Source organism: Kitasatospora sp. cg17-2 (assembly GCF_054031055.1).
In genome coordinates this window covers 8,139,093-8,164,916 of the sequence record NZ_CM132923.1, presented here as the reverse complement: position 1 = coordinate 8,164,916, position 25,824 = coordinate 8,139,093, and the positions used below count along the sequence as shown (strand labels likewise).

Genomic DNA, 25,824 nt, shown 5'->3' with positions numbered 1-25,824 from the left:
GTCCGGACCGCCGCCCGCGGCGGCACCGGCCGGAACCCCGGCGGAACCAGGTAGCACCCGGCAGCACACGGCAGCACCGGCGGCCCACCCGGCAGCACCCGGCGGCCCACCCGGTGGAACACCCGGCAAGAAGGAAGAAACCATGTCCACGCAGTACCCACGGATCGTGAACGTCTCCGAGGCCCCGGAGAACCGCCGGCGCGGCGGCGACCTGCGCGCCATGCTCACCCCCGCCACCTGCGGCGCCACCAGCGGGTTCATGGGCCTGGCCATCGTGGAGCCCGGCGAGCGGATCGGCGAGCACTACCACCCCTACTCCGAGGAGTTCGTCTTCGTCGTCACCGGCGACCTGGAGGTGGACCTGGACGGCGAGACCCGGATCCTCAAGCCCGAGCAGGGGCTGATGATCCCGATCAACATGCGCCACCGGTTCCGCAACGTCGGCGACACCGTGGCCAAGATGGTCTTCCACCTCGGCCCGCTGGCACCGCGCCCCGAACTCGGCCACGTCGACACCGAGGAGACCGGGGCGGCGGTCAACGCCGGGCCGCCGGAACACGCCAAGGTGGCTTCGTGAGCCGCCGACGGGTCGCCGTCACCGGAATCGGCGTGGTCGCGCCCGGTGGGGTCGGGGTCCCCGCGTTCTGGGACCTCCTCACCGCCGGGCGGACGGCGACCCGCGGCATCACGCTCTTCGACCCCGCCGGGTTCCGCTCCCGGATCGCCGCCGAGTGCGACTTCGACCCGGCGGCCCACGGGCTCGGCCCGGACGAAGTCCAACGGGCCGACCGCTACGTCCAGTTCGCGATGGTGGCGGCGGACGAGGCGATCAGCGACGCCGGACTCGACCTGGCCGCCGAGGACCCGTGGCGGATCGGCGTCTCGCTCGGCACCGCCGTCGGCGGCACCACCCGGCTGGAGCACGACTACGCCCTGGTCAGCGCCGGCGGCGCCCGCTGGGACGTCGACCACCGGCTGGCCGAACCGCAGCTGCACCGGGCCTTCGCGCCCAGCACGCTCGCCTCGGCGGTCGCCGAGCGCACCGGCGCCCACGGACCGGTGCAGACCGTCTCCACCGGCTGCACCTCCGGCCTGGACGCCATCGGCTACGCCTTCCAGACGGTCGAGGACGGCCGGGCCGACATCTGCATCGCCGGGGCCTCGGACTCGCCGATCTCACCGATCACCGTCGCCTGCTTCGACGCCATCAAGGCCACCAGCGAACGCAACGACGACCCGGCACACGCCTCCCGGCCGTTCGACGCCCACCGGGACGGCTTCGTGCTCGGCGAGGGCGGCGCCGTCCTGGTGCTGGAGGAACTGGAGCACGCCCGGCGGCGCGGCGCCCGGATCTACGGCGAGATCGGGGGCTTCGCCACCTTCGGCAACGCCTACCACATGACCGGCCTCACCCAGGAGGGGCTGGAGATGTCCCGGGCGATCGACCAGGCGCTCGCCCACGCCCGGGTCGACCGCACCGACGTCGACTACGTCAACGCGCACGGCTCGGGCACCAAGCAGAACGACCGGCACGAGACGGCGGCCGTGAAGCGCTCGCTCGGCGAGCACGCCTACCGGACGCCGATGAGCTCGATCAAGTCGATGGTCGGGCACTCGCTCGGCGCGATCGGCGCGATCGAGGTGGTCGCCTGCACCCTCGCACTGGACCGGGGCGTGGTGCCGCCGACCGCCAACTACGAGACACCCGACCCGGAGTGCGACCTGGACTACGTGCCGCGCACCGCCCGGGAGACCCCGCTGCGCCACATCCTCTCGGTCGGCAGCGGCTTCGGCGGATTCCAGTCCGCCGTCGTGCTCACGAGAACGGGGTGAGATCCATGACGTCACGTCAACAGGAACGCCGGGCGGTGATCACCGGCCTGGGTGTGGTGGCACCCAACGGCGTCGGGGCCGATGCCTTCTGGAAGGCCACCAGGCAGGGCGTGAGCGTCCTCGACCGGATATCGCGCGAGGGCTGCGCGGACCTCCCGCTCCGTGTCGCGGGCCAGGTGCGGGACTTCGACCCGCAGGCCGTCATCGACAGCCGCTACCTGGTGCAGACCGACCGGTTCACGCACTACGCGATGGCCGCCGCCGACCAGGCGGTGGCGGACGCCGGATTCGTCGCCGATCCCGAACACCCCTACTCGGTCGGCGTGGTGACCGCGGCCGGCTCCGGCGGCGGCGAGTTCGGCCAGGGCGAGCTCCAGCAACTGTGGGGCAAGGGACCGCAGTTCGTCGGCCCCTACCAGTCCATCGCCTGGTTCTACGCGGCCAGCACCGGCCAGGTGTCGATCCGCGGCGGCTACAAGGGCCCGTGCGGGGTGGTGGCCAGTGACGAGGCCGGCGGACTGGACGCGATCGCGCACGCCGCCCGGTCCGTCGCGCACGGCACCGACGCGGTGGTGGTCGGCGCCGCCGAGGCCCCGCTCGCGCCGTACTCGATGGTCTGCCAGCTCGGTTACCCCGAACTGAGCCTGGTGGACCGGCCCGACCGGGCCTACCTGCCGTTCTCCCCCGACGCGGCCGGCTTCGCCCCCGCCGAGGGCGGCGCGATGCTGCTGCTGGAGGACGAGGCCACCGCCCGCCGACGCGGGGCAGCCGTCCGGGCGTACGTGGCCGGGCACGGCGCCACCTTCACCGGCGCCTCCCGCTGGGCGGAGTCCCGCGAGGGACTGGCGGCGGCGATCCGGATCGCCCTCGACCGGGCCAGGATCTCGCCGGAGGAGGTGGACGTGGTCTTCGCCGACGCCCTCGGCATCCCGGCCGCGGACCGCGCCGAGGCGCTCGCGCTGGCGGACGCGCTCGGCCCCTACGCCGAGCGGGTCCCGGTCACCGCCCCCAAGTCCGGTACCGGGCGGGCCTACTGCGGCGCGCCGCCGCTGGACACGGTCGCCGCCGTGCTCGCCATGGAGGACGGCGTCCTGCCGCCCACCCCGAACGTCACCGAGGTCGCCCACGACCTGGCCCTGGTGACCGGCCGCGCCCGGCCGGCCGAACTGCGCACCGCCCTGGTGCTCAGCCGCGGCCTGATGGGCTCCAACTCGGCGCTGGTGCTGCGGCGCGGCGAACCGGACTGACCCCGCCGCCGGACCGTCCTCCCGCGGCACGCCCACGCCCCACCGCTGCACGCCCCACCGCTCCACGCCCCACGCTCCACCGCTCAACCACTCGCTCGCTACGAAGGGACACCCCCGTGAGCAACACCCTCAACTATCCCCAACTCGCGGAACTCATCCGGGCCCGGGCCGGCGTCGAGATCGACCCGGTCGAACTGGAGCGGCCCGGCGCCGATTTCGACGAGTTCGGCGTGGACTCCCTCGGCCTGCTCGGCGTGGTCGGCGAGTTGGAGAACCGGCACGGAGTCAAGGTCACCAACGGCGCGGAGTCGGCCAAGACCCCGGCCGAGTTCCTGGCCCTGGTGAACTCCGCCGTGACCGCGAAGGCGGGTGCCTGAGATGCCCGGACACACGGACAACGAGATCGTCATCGCGGCCCCGCTCGACCTGGTCTGGGAGATCACCAACGACCTGGAGAACTGGCCGCAGCTGTTCAGCGAGTACGCCTCGGTCGAGGTGCTGGAGCGGGACGGCGACCGGGTCACCTTCCGGCTGACCATGCACCCGGACGACGACGGCAAGGTCTGGAGCTGGGTCTCCGAGCGCACCACCGACCGCTCCGAGCTGGAGGTGCGGGCCCGGCGGGTCGAACCCGGCCCGTTCGAGTTCATGGAGATCCACTGGGAGTACTCGGAGGTGCCGTCCGGCACCCGGATGCGCTGGGTGCAGGACTTCGCGATGAAGCCCACCGCGCCCGTCGACGACGACGGCATGGTCAACCACATCAACCGCAACTCCCGGATCCAGCTGCAGCTGATCCGCGAGAAGGTCGAGAAGAAGGCCGCGGAGCTCTGAGCCATGACGTCCCCCACGACCGAGAACCGGACCACCGGGATCCACCGCGCCCTGATCGTCGCCCGGATGAAGCCCGACGCGGCCACCGGCATCGCCGAGGCCTTCGCCGACTCCGACAACCGGGGTGAACTCCCCCATCTGATCGGCGTCACCGGGCGCAGCCTGTTCCAGTTCGGCGACGTGTACCTGCACCTCATCGAGGCGGACCGGCCGCCCGGACCGGCCGTCGCCCAGGTGGTCGGCCACCCCGAGTTCCGCTCCCTCAGCGACACGCTGACCGCCTACGTCCAGGCGTACGACCCGGCCACCTGGCGGGGGCCGAAGGACGCGATGGCGCGCGAGTTCTACCGCTGGGAGCGCCGCGGCTGAGCGCGTACCGGTGACACGACGAGCGGACACCCCGCGGGCCTCGGGCCCCCGGGGTGTCCGCTCGTGCGGGCGGGTCGTGCGGGCGGGTCGTGCGGGCGGGTCGTATCCCGCCGTCGGAGCGTCAGTGTGTCCCGGCGGGCGGTGCCGTCATCGCGGCCCGGCGGGCACGGTCAGTGCGTCCCGGCGGGCGGTGCCGTCATCGCGGCGAGCACGGTGCGCCAGTCCTCGCCGGGCTCCGGGGCCAGCGGCCCGGCGAGCGCGTCGGCCCGGTAGGACCAGGGGCGCAGCAGCTCGGCCTCGGCGTCCGGACCGTGCGCGACGGTGCTCGACGAGCCGAGCAGCCGGACCAGTTCGGCGCTGAACTCGGCCCAGGAGACATGGCCGGTGACGGCGTTGACGATCCGGCCGGGCGCGTCGCCGAGGCTCGCCGTCACCGCCCGGGCCAGGGCCGCGGAGTGCACCCAGCTCGCCCCCGCCCACCCGGCCGCGGGCTCCGGCAGCAGGATCGGGCGGCCGGCCAGCGCGGCCTGGTAGAGGGCACCGGTGGCGCCCCAGCGGAGCTGGTCGCGCAGCCGCCGGTGCGGGCCCCAGACGATCGGCGAGCGGACCACCGCGACCGGGCCGGCCGCCGACGGGGCGGCGTCCAGCAGGATCCGCTCGCAGTCGAGCTTGGCCTGCCCGTACGGGGTGAGCGGCCCGGCCGAGGGGCCGCCCTCGGGGACCTCCCCGGGCTCCGGCCGGCCGTAGGCGTCGATGCTGCTGACGAAGACGAACCCGCCGGTGCCGCGCCAGCCCTCGACCAGGACGCGCATGGCGGCGAGGTCGACGGCGTGCTCGGTGAAGGTGCAGGCGGCGTGGATCACGGTCTCCGCGCCCTCGACGGCCCGGCGCAGGCTGTCCGGGTCGGCGAGGTCGCCCTCGGCGACCTCCACCCCGGCCCCGGCCACCAGATGGGCCGACTCGGGGCGGACCAGGGCGCGCACGGGGCGGCCCTGGGCGACGAGTTCCTGGAGCAGGGCGGCGCCGACGCCGCCGCTGGCGCCGGTGAGCAGCACCGTCCCGGTCCGGGCGGCGCGGGCGGTCCCGGTGCCGGCGGCGGGGCGGCGGGCGCCGCTGCCGCGCTCGGCGGCGCGTTCGGCGAGCAGGGCGGCCAGGGCGCGGGGAGTCCGCCGCTCCAGCACGTCCAGGCCGGTCAGCGGCAGGCCGAGGCGCGCGCGGAGCCGCTCCGCCAGTTGCACGGCCACCAGGGAATGGCCGCCCAGGCCGAAGAAGTCGCCCTCGGCCGACGGCCGGGTGCCGAGCAGTTCGGCGAAGACCTCGCGCACGGTGTCCAGGTGGGGGGTGGGCGCGCCGGGGAGCCGGCCGGGGTCGAGGGCCCCGTCCGATCCGCGCGGGATGCGGTCCAGCAGGGTGACGGCGAGCGGCAGTTGCTCCGGCCCGGCGAGCCGGCGGCGGAGGGCGGCGCGCAGTTCGGCGCCGCTGGGGGCGACCGGGCCGCTGACGGTCGCGTAGGCGAGGGCGGGGCCGTGCGCGGCGAGGTGCAGGGCGGCGTCGGTGACCCGGGGGTCGGCGAGCAGGGCGGCGACGGCGGGGTGCCGGTCGTCGACCGGCCGCTTGTCGGTGGGCCGCTCGTCGAGCAGCCGCTCGCCGGGGAGGTGGGACAGCGGGCGGTCGGCGTCGGTGGCGACGACCGTCAGCAGGTCGGCGAAGACGGCGTGCAGCCGGGCCGCGGTGGCCTCGTCCAGGGCGGCCGGGTCGTGCTGGAGCAGGCAGCGCGGCCTCGGACCGTCCTCGACCAGCAGGGTCAGACCGAACTTGGCGAGGCCGAGGTCGACCTCCACCGCCTCGGCCGTGAGGCCCGGCAGCGTCAGCGGCTCGGCCGGGTGGACCAGGTCGCAGCTGACGGCGAGCAGCGGGGTGCCGTCGGCGCCCCGGGCGGCGGCGCCCAGGCGCTCGACGACCAGGTCGAAGGGCACCTCGTGGTGCTCCTGGGCGTCCAGCAGGGCGGTGCGGACGACGGTCAGCAGCTCGGTGAAGGCCGGGTCGCCGTCGGGCTCGGGCAGCCGGGCGCGGACCGGCAGGGTGTTGACCTGGAGGCCGACCAGCCGCCGCAGTTCGGGCCGGGAGCGGTGGCCGCCCGCGCAGCCGAGCACCAGGTCGGAGCCGCCGGTGGCGGCGCGCAGGGCCGCGAAGGCGGCGGTCAGGACGACGGTGAACGCGGTCGCGCCGTGCCGGGCACCGAGCCGGCACAGTCCGTCCAGGGTGTCGGCGGTGAGCGGCGCGCTGTGCAGGACGGCGCGGCGTTCGGGGGTGCCGGGCGGGACGGGACGCAGCAGCGGCAGCGGTCCGGCGCCGGTGAGCCGGGCGGCCCGGGCGGCGGCCGCTTCGGCGAGCCGGTCGTCGCGGGCGCGTTCCCAGCGGGCGTAGTCGGCGTACTGGAGTTCCGGTTCGGGCAGGTCGGCCGGGCGGCCCTCGACGGCGGCCGCGTACAGGGCGCCGAGTTCCTCGGCGAGGACGGGCAGCGAGCCGCCGTCCACGGCGATGTGGTGGATCGTCAGCAGTAGCGTGTGCTCGTCCGGGGCGTGCCGCAGCAGCAGCGCGCGCAGGGCGGGCCCGGCGGCGAGGTCGAACGGGCGGGCCGCCTCGGCCCGCAGCAGGGCGGCGGCGTCCTCGGGGGCGGCGTCCCGGACCGGGAGCGGGACCGGGGCGGGCGGTGCGGGCTCCTGGTGCGGCCGGTCGTCCCGGTGGCCGTAGCGGGTGCGCAGGATGTGGTGGCGGGCGGTGAGGCCGGTCAGGGCGGTGGCGAGGGCGTCCCGGTCCAGCGGGCCGCTCAACCGCGTGGCGAGCGGGACGTGGTAGCGGGGGCCGCCCTGGCCGAGGCGGTCCATCAGCCACATCCGCTGCTGGGCGTGGGAGAGCGGGGCCGGGCCGGGGGCGGGGCCGCGCGGGACGGGGCCGGCGGCCGGGGTGCCGGGCGCGGTCGTCCTGGTGCGGCCCCGGGCCCGGCGGAGCAGTTCGGCCTGGTCGATCGGGGCGGTCATCGGGTGGACTCCTGGGCGTGGGCACCGGCGGTCACGAGGTCGGGGTCGGCGGCCGCGGTCGCGGTCGCGGTCGCAGCCTCAGCCGCGTCGGAGGGATCGGCCGCGAGCAGGGCGCGTTCGATCAGGGCGGCCTGGCCGGCCACCGTGGGCCGGCTCAGGAAGTCGCCGAGCGGCAGTTCGACGCCCAGGTCCTCGCGGAGGTCGTCGACCACCCACATGGCGAGCAGCGAGTGGCCGCCCAGGGCGAAGAACTCCGCGTCGGGGGTGGTCACTTCGGTCTCCAGGGCGCGCGACCAGGCGGCCGCGACGACCTGCTCGATCGGGCCGAGGGCGGAGGGCTCGGAGACGGACCCGGAGACGGGCCCGGCGTTCTCGGTCGGCTCCTCCTCGGCGGCCAGCGCCCGGCGGTCGACCTTGCCGCTGCCGGTCAGCGGGAGGGTGTCCAGCACCGTCCAGGCGGTGGGCACCAGATGGGCCGGGAGGCGCTCGGCGAGCTGTCGGCGCAGCGACTCGACGACCGGGCGGAAGCCCTCGGCGGCGACCACGAAGGCGGTGAGCGCGGCGTCCTCGCGGCCCGCGCGGCGCACCACCACGGCGGCCTCGGCAACCTCGGGCAGGCCGCACAGCGCGTGCTCGACCTCGCCGGGCTCGATCCGGTAGCCGCGCACCTTCACCTGGTCGTCCAGGCGGCCGTGGAAGTCGAGGACGCCGTCCGGCCGCCGGGAGACCAGGTCGCCGGTGGCGTACGCCCGGCCCAGGCCGGGGAGTTCGACGAACCGCTCGGCCGTCAGCCCGGGCCGGCCGAGGTAGCCGAGCGCCAGCCGTCCGGTCAGCCAGAGTTCGCCGCGGGTGCCGTCCGGGACGGGCCGGCGGTCCCGGTCGAGGACGGCGGCGCCGGTGCCGCCGAACGGGCGGCCGATCGGCACCGGGCCCGCGCAGTCGGCGGGCCGGACGCGGTGCAGGGTGGCGAAGGTGGTGGCCTCGGTCGGGCCGTAGCCGTTGACCAGTTCGAGCCACGGGTAGGTCCGCAGCACGGCCCCGGCGTGCTCGGCCGCGAGCGCCTCGCCGCCGACCACGATGTGCCGCAGCACCCCGAAGATCCGTGAGCCGCGCGCGGCGAGCTGGTGGAACAGGGCGGTGGCGAGCACGGCGTGGGTGACGCCGAACCGCTCGACGTCGCGGGCGAGTTCCTCCGCACTGGGGCGTTCGGCGGTCGGCACGGCGAGCGCGGCGCCGTTGGCCAGCGGGCCCCAGAGCTCCAGGGTGGAGAGGTCGAAGCCGGCCGAGGTGCGGACCAGCATCCGGTCGCCGGGCCGCAGCACGACCCCGTCGGCGGCGGTGACCAGCTCGGCGACGGCGTGGTGCGGCACCAGGACGCCCTTGGGGCGCCCGGTGGAGCCGGAGGTGAAGTAGACGACGGCGGCGGCGGCCGGATCGGGGTCGACCGGCGCCGGCCCGTGCTCGTCGTCGCCGGTCCCGCCGGGGCCGGTCTCGGTGAGCACCAGCGAGCGGTCCTCGGCCAGGTCGAGTTCGGCCAGCAGCGCCTTGTCGCCGAGGGTGAGCCGGACGGCGGCGTCGTCGAGCATCGCGGTGAGGCGCGCGGCCGGGTACGCCGGGTCGAGCGGCAGCACATGGCCGCCGGCCCACCAGACGGCGAGGTGGGCGACGGCGATCCGGCTGCCGCGGGCGCAGAGCACGCCGACGGCACTGCCGGGGGCGACCCCGCGGGCGGTCAGCTCGGCGGCCAACCTCCGGGCGTTGTCGACGAGTTCGCGGTAGGTCAGGGTGGTGGTGCCGTCGGTGACGGCGAGCGCCTCGGGGCGCTCGGCGGCCTGCCGGGCGACCAGCGCCGGGACGGTGGCGGGCGCGGCGGCGAGGTCGGCGGTACCGGCGGTGGAGCGGGAGGGAGTCATAGGAGGTCAGCCTTCCGGGCGCCCCGGCGGTGGGCCGGGGCGCCGTGCGACGGTGGGCGGGAGGGAGGGCGGCGGCCGGTCAGCCCGCGGCGGCGCCCGGACGGCGCTCGTCGACCAGCCGGGCCACCGCGCGCAGATCGGGCTGGCGCAGCAGCACCGGAGCCTTCAGCCGGACCCCGAACTCCTCCTCCAGGGCGGCGAGCAGCCGCGCGGCGGTGACCGAAGTCCCGCCCGCGTCCAGGAAGTTGTCCGCGGGGTCGAGGTCGGTCCGGCCGAGCAGGCCGGCGCAGATCCGGAGCAGCGTCCGCTCGGTCGGCGTGGCGGCCCCTTCCGCCCCGGCCCCGGCGGAGTGCTCGGCGCCCTGCTGGGCCTCGGCCTCCTCCGCCTTGAGCAGCGCGGCCCGGTCGATCTTGCCGTTGGCGTCCAGCGGGAAGCCGTCGACCAGCCGCAGCACGCTCGGCACCGCCTGCTCGGGCAGCCAGGGCCGGACCGCCGCCAGCAGTTCGGCGCCGTCCACCGGGCCGCCCTCGGTCACGGGCTGGGCGAAGGCGAGCAGTTGGACACCGCCGACCGGGGCCGGGCGGGCGACGACGGCGGCGCGCCGCACCCGGGGGTCGCGCTCCAGGGCGGCCTCGACCTCGGCCGGTTCGATCCGCACCCCGCTGACCTTGACCTGGTCGTCCAGCCGGCCGAGGAACTCCAGGACGCCGTCCGCGCGCATCAGCACCCGGTCGCCGGTGCGGTAGACCCGGTCGGTGCCGTCGAGGTCGTCGGGCGCGGAGACGAAGCGCTCGGCGGTCAGCTCCGCGTCCAGGTAGCCGATGGCCAGGCCCTGGCCGCCGATCCGCAGTTCGCCGGCCTCGCCGCGCGGCAGCGGGCGGCCGTTCTCGTCGGCGACCAGGACGATCGCGCCGGGGACGGGCCGGCCGATCGGCGGCGCCCCGGCGCCGTGCTCGGCACCCGGCGCCATGCTGTGCACGGTGGTGGTGACGGTCGCCTCGGCCGGGCCGTAGGCGTTGTGGACGGTCGCGGTGACGTCCGGACCGGGGGTGCGGCGCAGCCGGTCGCCGCCGACGGTGAGGTGACGCAGCGGCAGGTCGGCGGGCCACGGCCGGTCGAGGACGGGCTCGGCGAGCGGGGTGGGCAGCACGCCGACGGTGATGCCGGCGGTGCGCCACCAGTCGGTGAGCGCGGCCGGGTCCCAGCGGACGGCCTCGGGGGCGACGCAGAGCGCCGCGCCGGAGGTCAGACCGGCCCACAGCTCCATCAGGTGCGGGTCGAAGGAGACGCCGATGAGCAGGCTGTGCCGGTCGCCCGGGCCGAGGCCGGTCAGCTCGCGGTACCAGGTGAGCAGGGCGCCGAGCGCGGTCTGGCCGACGGCGACGGCCTTCGGCAGGCCGGTGGAGCCGGAGGTGAGCACGGTGTACTGGGTGCCTCTGGGGGCGCGGACGGCCTCCGCGCCGTCCGCGCCCGCGCCGTCCGCGGCCTCGGCGAAGGCGGCCACGATCCCGGTCGCGCCCGGGGCGGTCACCGGGTGGTGCCGGCCGTCCCGGTGGGCGGGCGGCAGCAGCGCCGGGTCCCCGATCAGGCAGACGGGGCGCAGCTGTTCGGCGACGGCCCGGAGCCGGCGCTCGCCGGGGCGCGGGCCGAGCGGCAGGTGGACGGCGCCGATCCGGGCGACGGCCAGGGTGGCGGCGACCAGGGCGGCGGAGTGGTCGAGGCAGAGGCCGACCAGGTCGCCGGGGCGGACCCGCCCGGCCAGCTGCCCGGCGATCTCGTCGGCGAGGCGGTCGAGTTCGGCGTAGCTCAGGGTGAGCGCGCCGTCGATCAGCGCGGGCGCGTCCGGGGTGCGGCGGGCCCAGCTGGTGAAGAGGTCGAGCACGGCGCCGTCGCGGTGCGGGCGGCCGTAGGCGACGGAGAGGCCGGGCAGAAGGCCGGGCAGGGGCCGGTCCTGGATGGTGGTCATGACGGGGTCCTCCGGACGTCGATGGATGGTCGGTACGGGTCAGCCCAGGCCCATGGCCCGGGCCACGATCACCTTCTGGACCTCGGAGGTCCCTTCGATGATGGTGGTCATCCGGACGTAGCGGTAGAGGTACTCCAGCGGGTGACCCCGCACCCAGCCCGTGGCGCCGTGCACCTGGAGCGCGCGGTCGACGGCCCGGACGGCGGTCTCGGAGGAGGTCAGCTTGGCGAGCGCGGCGTTCTCGGGCGCCTCGGTGCCCTCGTCGACGAGCCGGGCGCAGGCGAGGGTGAGCAGCTTGGCGGCCTCGACCTCGGCGCGGGTGCGGACCAGGTGGTCCTGGATGTGCTGGTAGTCGCCGATCGGCTGCCCGAAGGCCTGCCGCTCGCGGGCGTACTCGACGCCGAGCCGCAGCGCGTACTCGGCGATGCCGTCGCACATCGCGGCGACCACCAGCCGGCCCCGGGAGAGGCTGTCCATGGCGAGCCCGGTGGCGGCGCCGATGCCGTCCTCGCCGCCGATCACCGAGGCCGCCGGGGCGTGCAGCCGGTCGAGCACCAGCTCGAACAGCGGCTCCCCGGACATGCCCTCGTAGCGCTGGCCGATGCGCAGCCCGGGGTGGTCCATCGGGAGGACGAAGGCGGTGGCGCCGGCGGTCGGCCCGGCGCCGTCGCCGAGGTCGGTGGCGGCGACCACGAGCGCGAGGTCGGCCCGGTCGGCGTTGCTGACGAAGGTCTTGCGGCCGTTCAGCAGCCAGCCGTCGCCGTCGCGGACGGCGGTGGTGGTGAGCCGGAACGCGTCGGACCCGGCCTGCGGTTCGGTGAGCGCGAGGCAGCGGGTGCGCTCGCCGCGGACCAGCGGGACCAGATGGCGCTCGATCTGCTCGGGGGTGCCGTGCCGCAGCAGCGGGCTGGGCCCGTCGGAGCCGGCCAGCGCGTAGGGGGCGAGCGGGCAGCCGCTGCGCCCGGCGGCGTGGTGGAGCAGCACGACGGCGGTGAACGGCATGCCGGAGCCGCCGAGTTCCTCCGGGTAGTCGCCGGCGTAGAAGCCGAGGGCGGCGGAGCGCTTGCGGACGTAGGTCCGCAGGTCGGCCGGCGGCTGTTCGGCGGACTCCGCCAGCTCGGCGGCGAGCGGTTCGAGTTCGCGGCGCACGAAGCTCTCGAAGGCGGCCACGAGTTCGCGGTACTCGGCCTCCAGGACGGCGGACGGCGCGGAGAGGCCGGTGCCGGTGGCGGGGCGGGCGACGGGACGGGCGGCGGTGGGGCCGGGGGCGGTGAGGGTCACTGCTGGGCTCCGGTGAGGGCGCGGGCCTGGTCGGCCAGGACGGGGTGCTGGAAGAGGGTGCGCAGCGGGGGCCGGTTGCCGAGGCGCGGCTCCAGCCAGGCGGCGAGCCGGGCGGCGAGCAGCGAGTGGCCGCCGACCTCGAAGAAGTGCGAGTCCGGGGCGAACCGGTCGTGGCCGAGCACCTCCCGCCAGGCTTCGGCGATCATCAGCTGGGCGGGGTCGGTGAAGGCCGACGGGGCCGCCTCGGGCGGGGCGCCCACAGGTGCCTCGGCGGCCAGCCGGGCGAGGGCCGTCCGGTCCGGCTTGCCGCCGGGCAGCAGCGGCATGGCGTCGAGCGCGGTCCAGCTCGCCGGGACGAGTCCGGCGGGCAGCCGGCGGACCAGGGCCGCGTGCAGGGCGGCCTGGTCGGGCTGCGGGCCGCCGTCGAGGAAGCCGAGCAGGCGCGGTCCGGCGCTGTCGTCCCGGTGCAGCAGGACGGCGCAGGAGCGGCCGCCGAGTTCGGCGGAGGCGGCGGCCTCGATCTCCTCCAGCTCGATCCGGAAGCCGCGCAGCTTGACCTGGTTGTCCTGGCGGCCGAGGAAGCGCAGCTGTCCGTCGAGGTCGCGGTAGCCGCGGTCGCCGGTGCGGTAGACGCGCTCGCCGCCGAGGGCCGGGACGGCCGGGAAGCGGGTGCCGGTGACCTCCGGCAGGCCGAGGTAGCCGTCGGCCAGGGCCGCTCCCCCGACGGCGAGTTCGCCGACGGCGCCGGGCGGCAGCGGCTGGCCGCCGGTGTCCAGGACGTACATCCGGACGCCGGGGAGTTCGGTGCCGAGCGGGATCTCGGCGGTGTCGTCGGTCCCCTCGGCGGCCGTGTCCCCGGTGGCGGCGGCCGGGGCCAGCTCGGCCGCGGTGAGCTCGTGCACGGTGGAGGTGACGGTGGCCTCGGTGACGCCGTAGGCGTTGAGGACGGTGACGGCGGTGCCCTCGGTCAGCCCGCGCAGGGCGCGGGCCGGCAGCCGCTCGCCGCCGAGCACGAGCAGGCGCGGCGCCCAGCGGCCGTCCGCCAGTGCCTCGCGCAGGTCCTCGCGGACGGCGAGCGCGTAGCTGGTCGGCAGGTTGGCGACGGTGACGCCGCGGGCGGCCAGGACGGCGACCAGCTCGGGCCCGGTCGGGACCTCGCGCTGCGGCAGCACCAGGGCGGCGCCCGCCACCAGCGAGGGCAGCACCTCCTCCAGCGCCACGTCGAAGGACGGCCGGGCGAACAGCAGCACCCGGTCGGTCGGACCCAGGCCGTAACGGGCGGTCACGGCGGTCAGGTACCGGGCCAGCGCGGTACGGCCGACCAGGACCGGCTTGGGCACACCGGTGGAGCCGGAGGTGTGGATCACATAGGCGGCGCCGTCGAGCACGGCGGCCGGGCGGGCCTCCGGGAAGGCCGGGCCGTCCAGCAGGGCCGGGACGGTGTCGGCGGGCAGGGCGAGGGCGCTCTGCCGGGTGGCCAGCACCAGGGCCGGGGCGAGCCGTTCCAGCAGCAGGGCCAGCCTGGCCTGCGGGTCCTCGGCGGAGAGCGGGGCGTACACCGCGCCGAGGCGCAGACAGGCGAGCAGGGCGACGACGCTGTCGACGCCGCGCGGCAGCACGGTGGCGACCGGCTGCCCGGGGGTCACCCCCGCGGCGCGCAGGCGCTCGACCAGTTCGCCGACCCGGCGGTCGAGGTCGCCGTAGCTCAGCCGCTCGGAACCGGCGAGCAGGGCGAGCGAGGTGGGGTCGTGGACGGCGGCCGGGTCGAGGCCGGCCGGCTCGGGCAGCGCGTCGGCACCGGCGTCCGCGTGGGCGCCGACCGTGACGCCGGCCGTGACGGGCGCCGTCGCGGGCGCCGTCGCGAGGTCGGCGAGCAGGGCGTCCGGGCCGTCGAGGTAGCCGCGCAGCAGGTCGAGCAGCCGCTCGGAGAGCAGGGTGGCGATCCTCTCGCCGAACAGGTCGGCGTCGTAGTCCCAGACCAGGGTCATCCCGGCCGCGCCGTGCTTCTCGCCGACCACCCGGCGGTCGTCGGGCAGCAGGACGAGGTCGAGGTCGAAGCGGGTGGTGCCGGTGTTGAAGCCCTCGTAGAGCGAGACCTCCAGGCCGGGGGCCTGCACATCGGGCAGCGGCGCGTCGTGCGCGCTGAACATCACGCTGAACAGCGGGTTGTCGGCGCCGCTGGTGTGCCGACCGAGCGCGCGGGTCAACTCCTGGACCGGCACGTCCTGGTGGGGCAGCGCGCGGAACAGCACATCGGTCACCTCGTCCACCGCCTCGGTGCCCGGCGCGGCCGGGTCCAGCCGCAGGCGCAGCGGCACGGTGTTGACGAACATCCCGACGGTGCCCTCGAAGCCGGGCGGCCGGTTGCCGACGGCGGTGCCGACCATCAGTTCCTGGTGGCCGCTGTGCCGGCGCAGCAGTTCGGCGAAGAGGGTGAGCAGGGTGGAGAACGGGGTGTGGCCGTCGGACTTGGCCCGCTCGCGCAGCCGCTCGGCGAGGTCGGCGCCGATCGACTGGCGCAGCTGGCCGCCGCGGTGGCGGCGGCCCGCACCGGGGCGGGCCAGGCCCGGCAGCGCGAGGTCGAGCGGGGCGTCCGCCAACTCCTGCTTCCAGAAGGCGAGTCCGCTCTCGCGGCCGGCGTCCCGGACGGCCTCGGCGGCGTGCACGTGCTCCTCGTAGGAGGGCGCGGCGGGCAGGGTGACGGCGTCGGCCTCGCCGAGGACGTGGGCGCGGTAGACGGTGAAGAGGTCGCGCAGCAGGATCGCGAACGAGTGCCCGTCGTGGATGAGATGGTGCTCGACGTGGATCAGCCGGTGGTGGTCGTCACCGATCCGGACCAGGTGCCAGCGCAGCAGCGGGGCGTCGGTGGTGTCCAGCGGCTCCTCGGCCTCGGCGGCCAGCAGGGTCCGGAACGCGGCCTCGGGGTCGACCCCGGTGCTCAGGTCGCTGGTGCGCAGCCGCGGCTCGGTCCGGGCGCCGACCCGCTGGAGCGGCAACCCCTCGGCGCGGGTGACCAGTTCGAGCCGCAGGCCGGGGTGGTGGGCGAGCACGGCGGTGAGGCCGGCCCGGAGCGCGTCGGTGTCGAGCGGCCCCCAGAGATCGAGGGCGGCGGTGAAGTTGTAGGCGCGACTGCCGGGCTGCATCTGCTCGTGCAGCCAGACGATCTCCTGCGAAGAGGAGAGTGCGAACATGGGCAACTCCCAGGTGGTGTCGGGTTGTTGGTTCGGTTCGACGGCTCGGGGCGGGCGCTGTGGGGCCTGCCCCGGGGCCGGGACCCGCCGGGGGTGGTGGCGGGCCCGGCGGGGTGGGTCGGGGTGAGTCGTGGTGGGTCGGGACGGTCGAGGTGGGTCGGGACGGGTCGGGGTGGTCGTGCCGGACCGGCCGACCGGCGGGTGCGGCAGTCGGCGCGTGCGGCGGTCCGGGGCCGGAACGGCCCGGCGGGTCAGGCCCCGGCGCCCAGGTGGTGGCGCAGGGTCGCGAGCAGCGTCACGAAGGCCGCCTCCGCCGCGGCGTCCGCGTAGCGCTCGCGGTCCCAGGCCAGCCGGACCAGGAGGTCCTCGCCGTGCGAGGCGGAGACCGCGATCGGCGCGGCCAGCGGACGGCCCGCGAGGTGGACCTCGCGTCCGGCGGTCCCGCCCAGCACCAGCGGCGGCCTGCGGTGCAGGTCCTCGAAGGTGAGCAGTCCGTCGAGCGCGCCGGACCAGCTCGCCCCGGCGGAACGGGCCGCGCGCACCACCTCGTCGTACGGGGTGTCCGCGTGGTCGAGGTCGTCCCACCACTCGGCGCCGAGCGTGTCGAGCGGGCGGGGCGGGCCGGGCGGCGCGGGGTGGACCAGGGTGTTGAGGAAGCAGCCGAGCACGGGCGCGGTGTCGGCGGGGCGGCCGCCCCACGGGTAGCCGAGCGCGAGCACCCGGTCGCCGCCGTCGAGCCGGTGCGCGGCGGCGGCCACGGCGTCCAGCAGGGCCGGGAAGACACCGCTCCGGGCGGCGCCGGTGACCGCGGGCAGCCGGTCCACGGCCATACCGGTCGACCGGGCCGCCCCGGCCGGACCGGTCCCCTCCGGGGCGTCGGCGAGGGCGCCGAGCCGGGCGGCCCAGTGGCGCTGGGCGGCCTCGCCGGCCGCCCGCGCCTCGGCGTCCAACTGGCCCTCCACCGCGGCCCGGTAGGACTCGACGGCCTCGGCCCGCCCCGCGCCGGGGAGATCCTCGCCGCCGTCGGCGTCCGCGTAGGCGGCGCCGAGCCCCTCGGTGACCAGGCCGAGCGACTGCTCGTCGCAGGCGGCGTGGTCCAGGGCGACGGCGAGCAGTTCCTCCTCGTCCCGCGGTCCGGCCGCCAGCAGCAGCCGCAGCGCCGGTCCGTCGGTCGGCCAGTCCAGCAGCGCCCGCAGCAGCGCCGCCCGGGCCGGCCCGTCCGGCTGCCCGGCCCCGGCGGCCCGGTCGGCTTCTGCCCCGGACGGGTCCACCGGCACCCGGGCCACCTCGACGGAGGGCTCGCCGAGCCGCAGCACCGGCGTACCGCGCAGCACCGTGAACTCGCCGCACAGCGCCGGGTGCTGCCGGGCCAGCCGGAGCGCGGCGCGGCGCAGCCGGGCCAGGTCGACGGTGCCCCGGGGGAAGGCGAAGAACAGCGGGACGACGTCCGTCCGGGCCAGCCGGTCGCGGTGCCGGGTGATCAGGAAGCGGCGCTGGGCGCCGGTGAGCGGGAGCAGCGGCGCCGGGTCGGAGCCGGTCCCTGCGGCGGAGGCGAGGGACCGGTAGCGGGTGAGGTAGGCGGCCGTGATGCTGGAGTGCACGGGAGGGTCTCCGCTTTCGGGTCGGGGCGTCGGTGGGTCGGAGTGGTTCCGGGCCCGGTCGGGCGGCGCGTTCAGCGAGCCCTTCCGGCGTCGGCGGCGTCGCGCCCGGCAGCACCGTCGGCGGCGTCGCGCCCGGCAGCACCGTCGGCGGCCGGGTCGCCGTCCGCGGCGGGCGGCACGTCCGCCGTCGGTCCGTCGGCCGCGGTCCCGTCCTCCGGTGGCGCGGACGGCAGGTCCCGCAGCCCGCGCAGCGGCGAGAACAGCAGCGGCACCGGCACCACCAGGAAGCCCGCCGCGCAGAGCCAGAGCGCGGTGCGGGGACCGGCCTGCTCGGCGACGGCGCCGCCGAGCAGGGCGCCGAGCGGCAGGGTGCCCCAGACCAGGAACCGCATGGTGGCGTTCATCCGGCCGAGCAGCCGGGGCGGGCAGAGGCTCTGCCGGAAGCTCACCTGGGCGACGTTGTAGACCACGGCGCCGAACAGCACCGCCACCCCGCCGATCGCGAACAGCACCGCCCCCGCGCCCCCGTCCGCCAGCGGCCAGAGCAGCGCGAACGGGCCGGTGACCAGCGGGGCGAGCCAGATCAGCCGGGCCTGCCCGATCCGCGCGGCGAGCCGGCCCGCGCACAGCGCACCGGCGAGCCCGCCGACCGCCGAGGCCGACAGCAGCACCCCGATCGCGGCCGGCGAGAGGTCCAGCACCCGCACCCAGAAAACGGTCTGCACGGCCATCAGCACCGCGCTGAACAGGTTGGACGCCGCGGTGGTGGCGGCGATCACCCGCAGCAGCGGGTGGCCCAGCACGAACCGCAGCCCCTCGGCGACCTCGGCGCGCAGCGAACGCCCGGGCTCGGGCTCGGGCAGCCGCTCCTCGGCCCGGATCCGGGAGAGCAGGGCCGCCGAGGCGAGGAAGCCGAACGCGTCGGCGACGATCGCCAACGGGGCGCCGAGCAGTTGGACCAGCCCGCCGCCCAGGCCGGGCCCGGCGATCTGCGCCGAGGACCGGACCGTCTCGATCGCCCCGTTGCCCGCCACCAGACGGTCGCGCGGCAGCAGCACCGGAAGGAAGGACTGGTGGGCGACGTCGAAGAAGACCGTCGCCACCCCGGTGACCAGGGCCACCAGGTAGAGCTGGAGCAGGCCGAGCACGTCCAGCGCGGCGGCCACCGGGATCGAGCCGACGGCGAGGCAGCGCAGCACGTCGGCGCGGACCAGGACGGGCAGCTTGCGCATCCGGTCCAGCCAGGCGCCGGCGGGCAGGCCGACCAGGAGGAAGGCGGCGGTCTCGGCGGCGGTCAGCAGACCGACCTGGAAGGGCGTGGCATCGAGTTCCACCACTGCCACCAGGGGCAGTGCGACCAGGGTGACCTGACTTCCCGCCTGCGCCGCGACGGCCCCCGAGAGCAGGAGGCGGAAGTCGCGGCGGGCCGACGGACCGGTACTGGGCAGGTGAGGCGTTTCGTTCATCAGTACGACCCTCGGTTACCGATTCGCTACAGGGCAACCGGCTGGCCGGATTCCGGCCCCCGCCCGAATCGGCCTGATACCGCCGCTCGCTCAGCCTTCCCTCACCTGCCGCTTATCCGGCCGCGACCGGCCGGAACAGCCGCTCGCGGGCACCACCAGCGGCGTCGCGCCGACCGGTCTTCCCGTTCGGGATGTCCACTCGGGTGTCCGCTATTCGGACCGTGGATTTCAGCCAGCGGACGGCCGCACTCAACTTGGCCGGAACGCAGGGAGTGCTGACTTTCTGTCACCTGGCGGTGGTGCGGCCGTGATATCGGCACACGCGCGCGGCCCCCGGACCGCCCCTGGAACTCAAGGGGTCGGTCCGGGGGCCGCGGGGCCTGCCGAAGGACGGGCGTCGGGCCCGAGGGGCTATCCGAGGACGGCGTCCGGGGTGCGGCCCGCCTGGGCCTGCTCGATCCGGGAGACCAGCATCGCGGCCAGCCGCCGGGTGCCCGCCGGGTCCACCGGACCGCCCTCGGTGGTGACGGTGGCGACCACCGTGCCGGCGCGCAGCACGATCGCCACGCCGTCCCGGCCCGCGAGGTCGCCCTTGAACGCGCGACTCTCCGTCCCCAGCAGGCCGATGTCGGCCGGGCCGTACTTGGTGGCGTCGGCGTAGGCGCCGTACGCCTCCTTGTAGCGGTCCTGGGCCTGCGCCCGGCCGGGCAGGGTGTCGACGCCGAAGCGCACCACCACCTCGCCGGAGGCGAACCTCGCGGTGCCGCTCAGCGGCTTGCCCTTGCAGGGCGCGGCGGCCGTGCAGGTCGTGGCGTGGTCGGCGGTGTCGACCCGCCGCTTCTCCTCCTCCCAGCCGGTCATCGCCTTCTGGTCGGGCAGCAGCAGGGCGAGCAGCGCGGAGTCGAGCAGCGCGGTGTCCGAGTCGGGCCCGGTGGCCGGCTGTCCGGCTCCGCCGGCTCCACCCGCTCCGCCGCCCGCAGCGCCCCCGGTGGCGGCCCCGGTCGTCGCGCCGGCGGTGCCGGAACCGGTACCGGCCGTACCGGCCGTCCCTGCCGTCCCCGCCGTCCCGCCGGACGAGCCGCCCGCCGCCGCTCCCGCAGTGGCCGCGCCCGCGCCGGCCGTACCGGCCGCCGGGGTACCGCCGGCCGCCGCCCCGCCGCCGGCCGGGTCGCCCGACGGCGTCGCGGTCCCGCTCCCGGCCGCCGCCGAGGGCGCGCCGGTGCCTCCGGTGGCCGCGTCGGCCGTCGTCCCGGGGCTCGCCGACGCGCCCGCCGTGCCCTTCGCCGCGTTCTCGGAGCTCGTCGAGCTCCCGGAACCGCAGGCGGCCAATGCCGCCAGCAGCGCGCCCGTCGCCGCCGCGGCGGCCACCTTCCGACCGGCCGTGCCCATGTGCGCCCCTCTCGTGTCCGTGGCCCCTCAAGATAGACGCGGCCCCGGCCGAACGGTTCCCCGGGGCCGCCACCCCTCGACCGCCACCTCGGGGAACGGCCGCGCCGGGCCCGGGCAGGGCGGTGCGGACAGGGCGCACGGGACGGACGGCTCAGCCGGGACCCGCCGGGTCGTTCCCGGGGGCGCCCGGCGGCAGCGGCTCGACGCCCACCACCCGGCTGATCCTGGTCGGCTCGACCAGCACCACCACCCGCCGCTCCCCCGGGACGACCCAGCCGTACCGCTCCACCCCCAGGTACCTGTGCGCCAGCCGGTCCATGTTCCGGTCCGCCTCCTCGCCCTCCACGAACCGCACCGCCCGCCCCCGGATCTGCACCCGGTCGTACGGGTCCCCGGGGTCGGCGAGCGACAGGCAGACCCGCGGGTCCCGCCGCAGATTGCGCTCCTTGACCCGCCCCACGGAGGTGTTGAACAGCAGCAGGTCCCCCTCCATCCCCACCCACATCGGGCTCACGTGCGGCGAACCGTCGGCGTTGACCGTGCCGACGTACCAGATGTGCCCTGCCTCGACCCGCTCACGGACGTCCTTCGAGATCTCGACCATGCGCCGAGTCTGCCCGCCCGCCCGGGCGCCAGTCCCTCCGCTCGTACACACACCTCACCCGGATCGCCCAGGGCACTCGGGTGAACACGCCCGGGACTCCACTCGAAGGGGTCACCCGCCGGGCCGGGGCTGCCGCCCTCCGGTGGCAGCGGGCGCCAGGGTGGTTGACGGTGAATCAGGCGCCCACTCCGCGAGTCCCCCGCCCGATGATGTGTCGGCGATCGCGGTACCGCGCCGGAAGGATCATCATCATGCGTTCTGCACGCACCCTGCTCGCCGGAGCAGCCGTCGCCGCCGTCCTCACCGTCGGTGCCCCGCTCGCCTACGCCGACGGGGCCGCCGACCAGGGCAAGAACCTCACCTGGCAGGAGAAGCAGGACAAGGCCGCCTCCCCCGACGGCCAGAAGACCTGGGACGAGAAGCAGAAGGGCTCCTCCGCCACCGAGGAGAGCAAGGGCTCCGAGGGCAAGGGCTCGGAGAGCAAGGGGTCCGAGGGCAAGGGGTCCGAGGGCAAGGGCGAGGAGAAGACCCCGCACGGCGGCGTGCACACCGGTGGCGGCGGGCTCGCGCTCTCCGGCGGCGGCCTCGCCTCCGGCGCGGTCCTGCTGCTCGGCGGCCTCGGGGCGGGCGCGATCGCGCTGCGCCGCGGCCGCCGCACCGCGGACGCCGCCATCTGACCGCGCGCCGTTCCCGCCGCCTCCCGGTCGTGACCCGCGCCCCGCGCGCCGGTCACGACGGGGGCGTGCGGGGCGGCGCTCCGCCGTGTCCGGCCCGCGGCACCCCGGGCCCGGGCCGCCGAGAGGAGTACGAGCGACGATGGCCGGTCTGATCCCGGGTACGTCCCGGCTGCTGCGCGCGGGAATGGGCGCGGCCGCGGTCGGTCTGCTGCTGATCTACAACTCGGTGGACAGCGTCCCGGCCGACGACGCGTCGGCCGTCGCGGCCGCGCCCCCGGCCGCTGCCGCGTCCGCCGCTCCGGGACCGGCCACGGGGGCGGCGGCGGCCACCGGCCCCGCCGCCCCGGCCTCCACCGCACCGGCGGGGGCGGCCGCGCCCGCCCCCGCCGCGCCGGTCAAGGCGGCGGCGCCGCTGAAGCGCTCCAAGCCGACCAGGCTGCGGATCCCGCAGCTCAACGTGGACGCCCCCTTCACCGAACTCACCCTGAGCCCCGCCGGCCAGCTCAACGCCCCGCCGCCGGACGACAAGAACCTGGTCGGCTGGTACCGCGACGGCGTCACCCCGGGCGAGCGCGGCGCCGCGGTGGTCGCCGGACACGTCGACACCACCAAGGGCCCGGCGGTGTTCCTGCTGCTCAGCCTGATGCTGCCGGGCAACAAGGTGGAGGTCCGGCGGGCGGACGGCACGGTCGCGGTGTTCTCGGTGGACGCCGTCGAGACCTTCGCCAAGGACGCCTTCCCCGACCAGAAGGTCTACGGGAAGACGCCCGACGCCCAGCTCCGGCTGATCACCTGCGGCGGCACCTACGACAAGAAGCGCCGCGACTACCTGGACAACGTGGTGGTCTTCGCGCACCTGGAGTCCAGCCGCAAGGCCTGAACCCCCGCTCCACGACGCACGCACCCACGACGCGGCCGCCGGTCCCCCTCGGAAGGGGACCGGCGGCCGCGTCGTTCCGGCGGACCGGGTCAGCCGCGCACCACGGCCTCGAAGGCGTGCAGGTACGGATTGACCGGGCGCACCTCCCGGACCTCCAGCCCGGCCTCCGTCATCAGCCGGACCATGCTCGCCTCGGAGTGCTTGGCGCCGCCGACGTTGAGCATCAGCAGGAGGTCCATGGCGGTGGTGAAGCGCATCGAGGGGCTGTCGTCGACGAGGTTCTCGACCACCACGACCCGGGCGCCCGGGCGGGCCGCCGCGACCACGTTCGCCAGCGTCCGGCGGGTGCTCGCGTCGTCCCACTCCAGGATGTTCTTGATGATGTAGAGGTCCGCGACGACCGGGATCGCCTCCCGGCAGTCACCGGGGACCAGCCGGGCCCGGTCGGCGAAGGCGCCGCCCTCGCGCAGCCGGGCATCGGCGCCCGCGACCACCTTGGGCAGGTCCAGCAGGGTGCCGTGCAGCGCCGGGTGCTTCTCCAGCAGGCTGGCGAGGACATGGCCCTGGCCGCCGCCGATGTCGACCACCGCGTCGATCCCGGTGAGGTCGAGGTAGGCCGCGAAGTCGGCGGCGGACTGCCGGCTGGAGGTGGTCATCGCCCGGTCGAAGACCTTGGCGGACTCCCCGCCGTCGCTGTGCAGGTAGTCGAAGAACTCCTTGCCGAACAGCTCGGGGAAGACGTTGCGGCCGGAGCGCACCGCCTCGTCCAGCTTCGGCCAGGCCTCCCACGTCCACGGCTCGGTGCACCACAGGGAGATGTAGCGGAGGCTGTTCGGCGCGTCCTCGCGCAGCAGCCGGGACATGTCGGTGTGGGTGAAGCGGTCGCCGTCGAGCTCCTCGAAGATGCCGTAGCAGGTGAGGGCGCGCAGCAGGCGGCGCAGCTGGCGGGGCTCGGTGCCGAGCTCGGCGGCGAGGTCGGTGACGGGGGTGGGGGTGTCGCCGAGCGCGTCGGCGACACCGAGCCGGGCGGCCGCGCGGACGGCGGCGGCGCAGGCGGCGCCGAAGACGAGCTCCCGCAGGCGCATGGCTGCCTGCGGGGTGGTGGCGGGTGCGGTGGTCATGGGGCCGGGTCTCTGCTTTCTGCGGGGGTCGGGGGGCGTGGGTTCGAGGACGCGCCCGGGGCGCGCGGGGTCGGAACCGGTCAGCAGCGGCCGGCCGGCTCGGAGACCGCGCACTGGTTGCGGGCGAAGGAGTTGTCGGTGCCGGTGTCGCGATCGGCGAGGTCGGCCGGCCCGTTGCCGAGCACGAGGTTGTCGGCGACGGTGTTGCGGGCGTTGGCCACCCCCACCACGCTGTGGACGAGCACGATGCCGCCGGAGAACGGCGAGGCGCCGACGTTGTCGCGGACCTCGTTCTCCGTCACCGAGGTCTCCTCGGCCCCGGTGAGCACGATCCCGGCGCCCTGGATGTGGTCGAGCCGGGGGTTCGGCGGGCAGTAGCGGTTGTTGGCGACGACCTGGTTGCGGGTCACCGTGAGGGCGCCGGCCCGGGGCACGCCCTCGTCGCCGACGACGAACACCCCGCCGCAGTTGCCGCGGATCCGGTTCCGCTCGACGCTCAGGTCGCGCAGCCGCCGGACGGTGACGCCGACCCGGTTGTCGGTCAGCAGGTTGGCGCTGACCAGGGTGCCGTCCGCGGAGAGGGCGCCGCCCTCGCTGTCGACCGAGTTGGCCAGGAAGACACCGGACTGGCCGTTGCGGGTGGACTCGTTGGCGGTGATCACGCCCCGGGTCGACTTCTCCTGGCTGATGCCCTGCTGGCCGTTGTCGTGCACGAAGGTGGCGCGCACGGTCAGGCCGGTGGTGCCGGAGGCGCTGATGCCGTTCTTGCGGAAGCCGGTGACGGCGAGCGCCTCGACGGTGACCCCGTCGAGCGGCCGGTCGTCGGTGCCGGCCACGCAGAGGCCGTGGCCGGCGGCCGCGCAGACGGCGGCCCCGTCGGCGGGCACGGGGGCGGACGCGTCGGCGGGCAGCAGCACGCTGTCCCGGCCCGCGCCGCGCAGGGTCAGGCCGGGCGTGGTGATCCGGACGCTGCCCCGGTACTCGCCGGGGAGCAGCTGCACGGTGTCGCCGGGCAGTGCCGCGTCGACGGCCTGCTGGATCGATTCGCCGGGCCGGACCAGGTGCAGGTCGCCGGCGGCGCGGGCGGGTGCGGCGCCGACGGCGGTCAGCACGGTGGTCAGGGCGGTCGTGGCGGCGGCGGTGGCCGCGGCGAGGTGGTGGACCCGTCGCGTGGGCATGAGTGGTGACCTGCTTTCTGACGCTCCGACGGCGGGGGCGCGCTCGCGGGGACGTCGGCACGATGACGCGGGGTGTTCGGGAGGTGACGGCCGGTGGGTGTCGGCCGAACCGACGCTAGGGGCGGGCGGCAGGCCCCGCCACCAGGGTTGGGCTGCCGGGCTGACGGGGCGTCGGCCGGTCGGGGGCACCGGCCCGGCCGACGGCGGACCGTCGTCGGCGTGCCATGCTCGGAGCCATGAGCACCAGCACCGCCGAAGCCGCCGCACCCGCCGCCGACACCGCCTCCGCATCCCCCACCACCGCCGGCCTCCGCAACCCGATCGGCGCCCATGTGCCGGTGGCCGGCCGGGGTCTGGCCGGGACCGGCCTCGCGTACGCCGGGCGGGTGGGCGCCGAGACGGTGCAGGTGTTCGTCGCGAACCCGCGCGGCTGGGCGACGCCGACCGGCAACCCGGCGCAGGATGCGGAGTTCCGCGCGGCCTGCGCGGAACGGGCGGTCCCGGCGTACGTGCACGCGCCGTACCTGATCAATTTCGGCTCGGACAATCCGGTGACCAGGGAGCGCTCGGCCGACTCGCTGCGCCACTCGCTGCGGCGCGGGCACGCGATCGGCGCGCTCGGCGTGGTGCTGCACACCGGTTCGGCGGTCGGCTCGGCCCCCGGCGGCGGCTCGCGGCGGGCGGAGGCGATGGCCCAGGTCCGCGAGGACGTGCGGCGGCTGCTGGACGAGCTCGACGCGCTCGGCGAGGACGCGCCGTGGCTGCTGCTGGAGCCCACGGCCGGCCAGGGCAGCTCGCTCTGCGCGCGGATGGAGGACCTCGCCGGGTACGTGGAGGCGCTGGACGGCCACCCGAAGGTCGGGGTCTGCCTGGACACCTGCCACGCCTTCGCGGCCGGCCACGACCTGGCGGCGCCGGGCGGCGTCCGGGCGACCCTGGACGCGCTGGTCGAGGCCGCCGGGCCGGGCCGGCTGCGGCTGATCCACGCCAACGACTCCGAGGACGCGGTCGGCGCCCGCAAGGACCGGCACGCCAACATCGGCGCCGGTCTGATCGGCGCCGAACCGTTCCGCGAGCTCTTCGAGCACCCGGCCACGGCCGGCGTCCCCCTGATCGTGGAGACCCCGGACCGCAAGCACGGCGGCGAGGGCGCCGGCCACACCCTCGACATCACCGCGCTGAAGCGGCTCCGCTCCCGCGCGACCGTCCCGCTGCCGGTGTGAACGCCCGCGC

20 protein-coding genes are annotated in these 25,824 nt (G+C 76.4%); 9 read left to right on the top strand and 11 right to left on the bottom strand.

Translation table 11 applies throughout. From position 1 onward, the window contains the following. The first annotated feature begins 142 nt into the window (after positions 1 to 142). The 6 genes from ACW14Y_RS34370 (at position 143) to ACW14Y_RS34345 (ending at position 4,283) form a co-directional block, all read left to right on the top strand. A complete protein-coding gene (locus ACW14Y_RS34370; protein ID WP_266314382.1) occupies positions 143 to 577 on the top strand; it encodes a cupin domain-containing protein in 435 nt (144 codons plus the stop codon). Further along, a complete protein-coding gene (locus ACW14Y_RS34365; protein WP_402724101.1) occupies positions 574 to 1,833 on the top strand; it encodes a beta-ketoacyl-[acyl-carrier-protein] synthase family protein in 1,260 nt (419 codons plus the stop codon). The genes ACW14Y_RS34370 and ACW14Y_RS34365 overlap by 4 nt, the downstream gene beginning before the upstream one ends. A gap of 5 nt (positions 1,834 to 1,838) precedes the next feature. Further along, positions 1,839 to 3,080 carry a beta-ketoacyl synthase N-terminal-like domain-containing protein gene (locus ACW14Y_RS34360; RefSeq protein WP_456984675.1) on the top strand — a complete coding sequence of 414 codons (1,242 nt, stop codon included), beginning with the start codon at positions 1,839 to 1,841 and terminating at the stop codon, positions 3,078 to 3,080. Between the two features lie 116 nt (positions 3,081 to 3,196). Continuing rightward, positions 3,197 to 3,457: an acyl carrier protein gene (locus ACW14Y_RS34355; RefSeq protein WP_266273105.1), complete on the top strand. Its 261-nt coding sequence runs from the start codon at positions 3,197 to 3,199 to the stop codon at positions 3,455 to 3,457. A 1-nt stretch (position 3,458) separates the two neighbouring features. After that, entirely contained in the window at positions 3,459 to 3,914 is a 456-nt protein-coding gene (locus ACW14Y_RS34350) for an SRPBCC family protein (protein ID WP_340635186.1), read from the top strand. A gap of 39 nt (positions 3,915 to 3,953) precedes the next feature. Further along, on the top strand, positions 3,954 to 4,283 hold the full coding sequence (locus ACW14Y_RS34345) for a TcmI family type II polyketide cyclase (RefSeq protein ID WP_030396296.1): 330 nt from the start codon (positions 3,954 to 3,956) through the stop codon (positions 4,281 to 4,283). 170 nt (positions 4,284 to 4,453) lie between these two features. Here ACW14Y_RS34345 and ACW14Y_RS34340 read toward each other — a convergent pair whose 3' ends face one another. The 9 genes from ACW14Y_RS34340 to ACW14Y_RS34300 form a co-directional block, all read right to left on the bottom strand. Further along, positions 4,454 to 7,324 (bottom strand): condensation domain-containing protein, encoded by a 2,871-nt coding sequence (locus tag ACW14Y_RS34340; RefSeq protein WP_456984674.1) that lies wholly within the window; start codon positions 7,322 to 7,324, stop codon positions 4,454 to 4,456. Continuing rightward, positions 7,321 to 9,237 carry a non-ribosomal peptide synthetase gene (locus tag ACW14Y_RS34335; RefSeq protein WP_456984673.1) on the bottom strand — a complete coding sequence of 639 codons (1,917 nt, stop codon included), beginning with the start codon at positions 9,235 to 9,237 and terminating at the stop codon, positions 7,321 to 7,323. The genes ACW14Y_RS34340 and ACW14Y_RS34335 overlap by 4 nt, the downstream gene beginning before the upstream one ends. A 79-nt stretch (positions 9,238 to 9,316) precedes the next feature. Then, positions 9,317 to 11,203 (bottom strand): non-ribosomal peptide synthetase, encoded by a 1,887-nt coding sequence (locus tag ACW14Y_RS34330; RefSeq protein ID WP_456984672.1) that lies wholly within the window; start codon positions 11,201 to 11,203, stop codon positions 9,317 to 9,319. A 39-nt stretch (positions 11,204 to 11,242) separates the two neighbouring features. Then, entirely contained in the window at positions 11,243 to 12,484 is a 1,242-nt protein-coding gene (locus ACW14Y_RS34325) for an acyl-CoA dehydrogenase family protein (protein WP_456984671.1), read from the bottom strand. Then, positions 12,481 to 15,675, bottom strand: a complete 3,195-nt coding sequence (locus tag ACW14Y_RS34320; protein ID WP_456984670.1) for a non-ribosomal peptide synthetase — start codon at positions 15,673 to 15,675, stop codon at positions 12,481 to 12,483. Before ACW14Y_RS34320 ends, ACW14Y_RS34325 begins: the two co-directional genes overlap by 4 nt. 251 nt (positions 15,676 to 15,926) lie before the next feature. Further along, on the bottom strand, positions 15,927 to 17,276 hold the full coding sequence (locus tag ACW14Y_RS34315) for a non-ribosomal peptide synthetase (RefSeq protein ID WP_456984669.1): 1,350 nt from the start codon (positions 17,274 to 17,276) through the stop codon (positions 15,927 to 15,929). Between the two features lie 71 nt (positions 17,277 to 17,347). After that, on the bottom strand, positions 17,348 to 18,742 hold the full coding sequence (locus ACW14Y_RS34310; protein WP_456984668.1) for an MFS transporter: 1,395 nt from the start codon (positions 18,740 to 18,742) through the stop codon (positions 17,348 to 17,350). Between the two features lie 411 nt (positions 18,743 to 19,153). Continuing rightward, positions 19,154 to 20,131, bottom strand: coding sequence for a hypothetical protein (locus ACW14Y_RS34305; RefSeq protein WP_456984667.1), 978 nt, complete (start codon positions 20,129 to 20,131; stop codon positions 19,154 to 19,156). Positions 20,132 to 20,282: 151 nt separating this feature from the next. Beyond that, a complete protein-coding gene (locus tag ACW14Y_RS34300) occupies positions 20,283 to 20,735 on the bottom strand; it encodes a PPOX class F420-dependent oxidoreductase (protein WP_456984666.1) in 453 nt (150 codons plus the stop codon). Between the two features lie 251 nt (positions 20,736 to 20,986). On the opposite strand from ACW14Y_RS34300, the gene ACW14Y_RS34295 reads away from it, so the two are divergent. Together ACW14Y_RS34295 and ACW14Y_RS34290 are read left to right on the top strand one after the other, a co-directional pair. Continuing rightward, the gene (locus ACW14Y_RS34295; RefSeq protein ID WP_456984665.1) at positions 20,987 to 21,412 is read left to right on the top strand and encodes a hypothetical protein; all 426 of its coding nucleotides are present in this window, start codon (positions 20,987 to 20,989) and stop codon (positions 21,410 to 21,412) included. Between the two features lie 139 nt (positions 21,413 to 21,551). Next, positions 21,552 to 22,292 (top strand): class F sortase, encoded by a 741-nt coding sequence (locus ACW14Y_RS34290; RefSeq protein ID WP_402724110.1) that lies wholly within the window; start codon positions 21,552 to 21,554, stop codon positions 22,290 to 22,292. 89 nt (positions 22,293 to 22,381) lie between these two features. Here the strand turns inward: ACW14Y_RS34290 and ACW14Y_RS34285 are convergent, their stop codons facing one another. Both ACW14Y_RS34285 and ACW14Y_RS34280 read right to left on the bottom strand, forming a co-directional pair. After that, a complete protein-coding gene (locus ACW14Y_RS34285; protein WP_380444393.1) occupies positions 22,382 to 23,413 on the bottom strand; it encodes a methyltransferase in 1,032 nt (343 codons plus the stop codon). 80 nt (positions 23,414 to 23,493) lie between these two features. After that, positions 23,494 to 24,591: a right-handed parallel beta-helix repeat-containing protein gene (locus ACW14Y_RS34280; RefSeq protein ID WP_380307056.1), complete on the bottom strand. Its 1,098-nt coding sequence runs from the start codon at positions 24,589 to 24,591 to the stop codon at positions 23,494 to 23,496. A 236-nt stretch (positions 24,592 to 24,827) separates the two neighbouring features. On the opposite strand from ACW14Y_RS34280, the gene ACW14Y_RS34275 reads away from it, so the two are divergent. Then, positions 24,828 to 25,814, top strand: a complete 987-nt coding sequence (locus ACW14Y_RS34275) for a deoxyribonuclease IV (protein ID WP_380307058.1) — start codon at positions 24,828 to 24,830, stop codon at positions 25,812 to 25,814. The last annotated feature ends 10 nt before the right edge of the window (positions 25,815 to 25,824 follow it).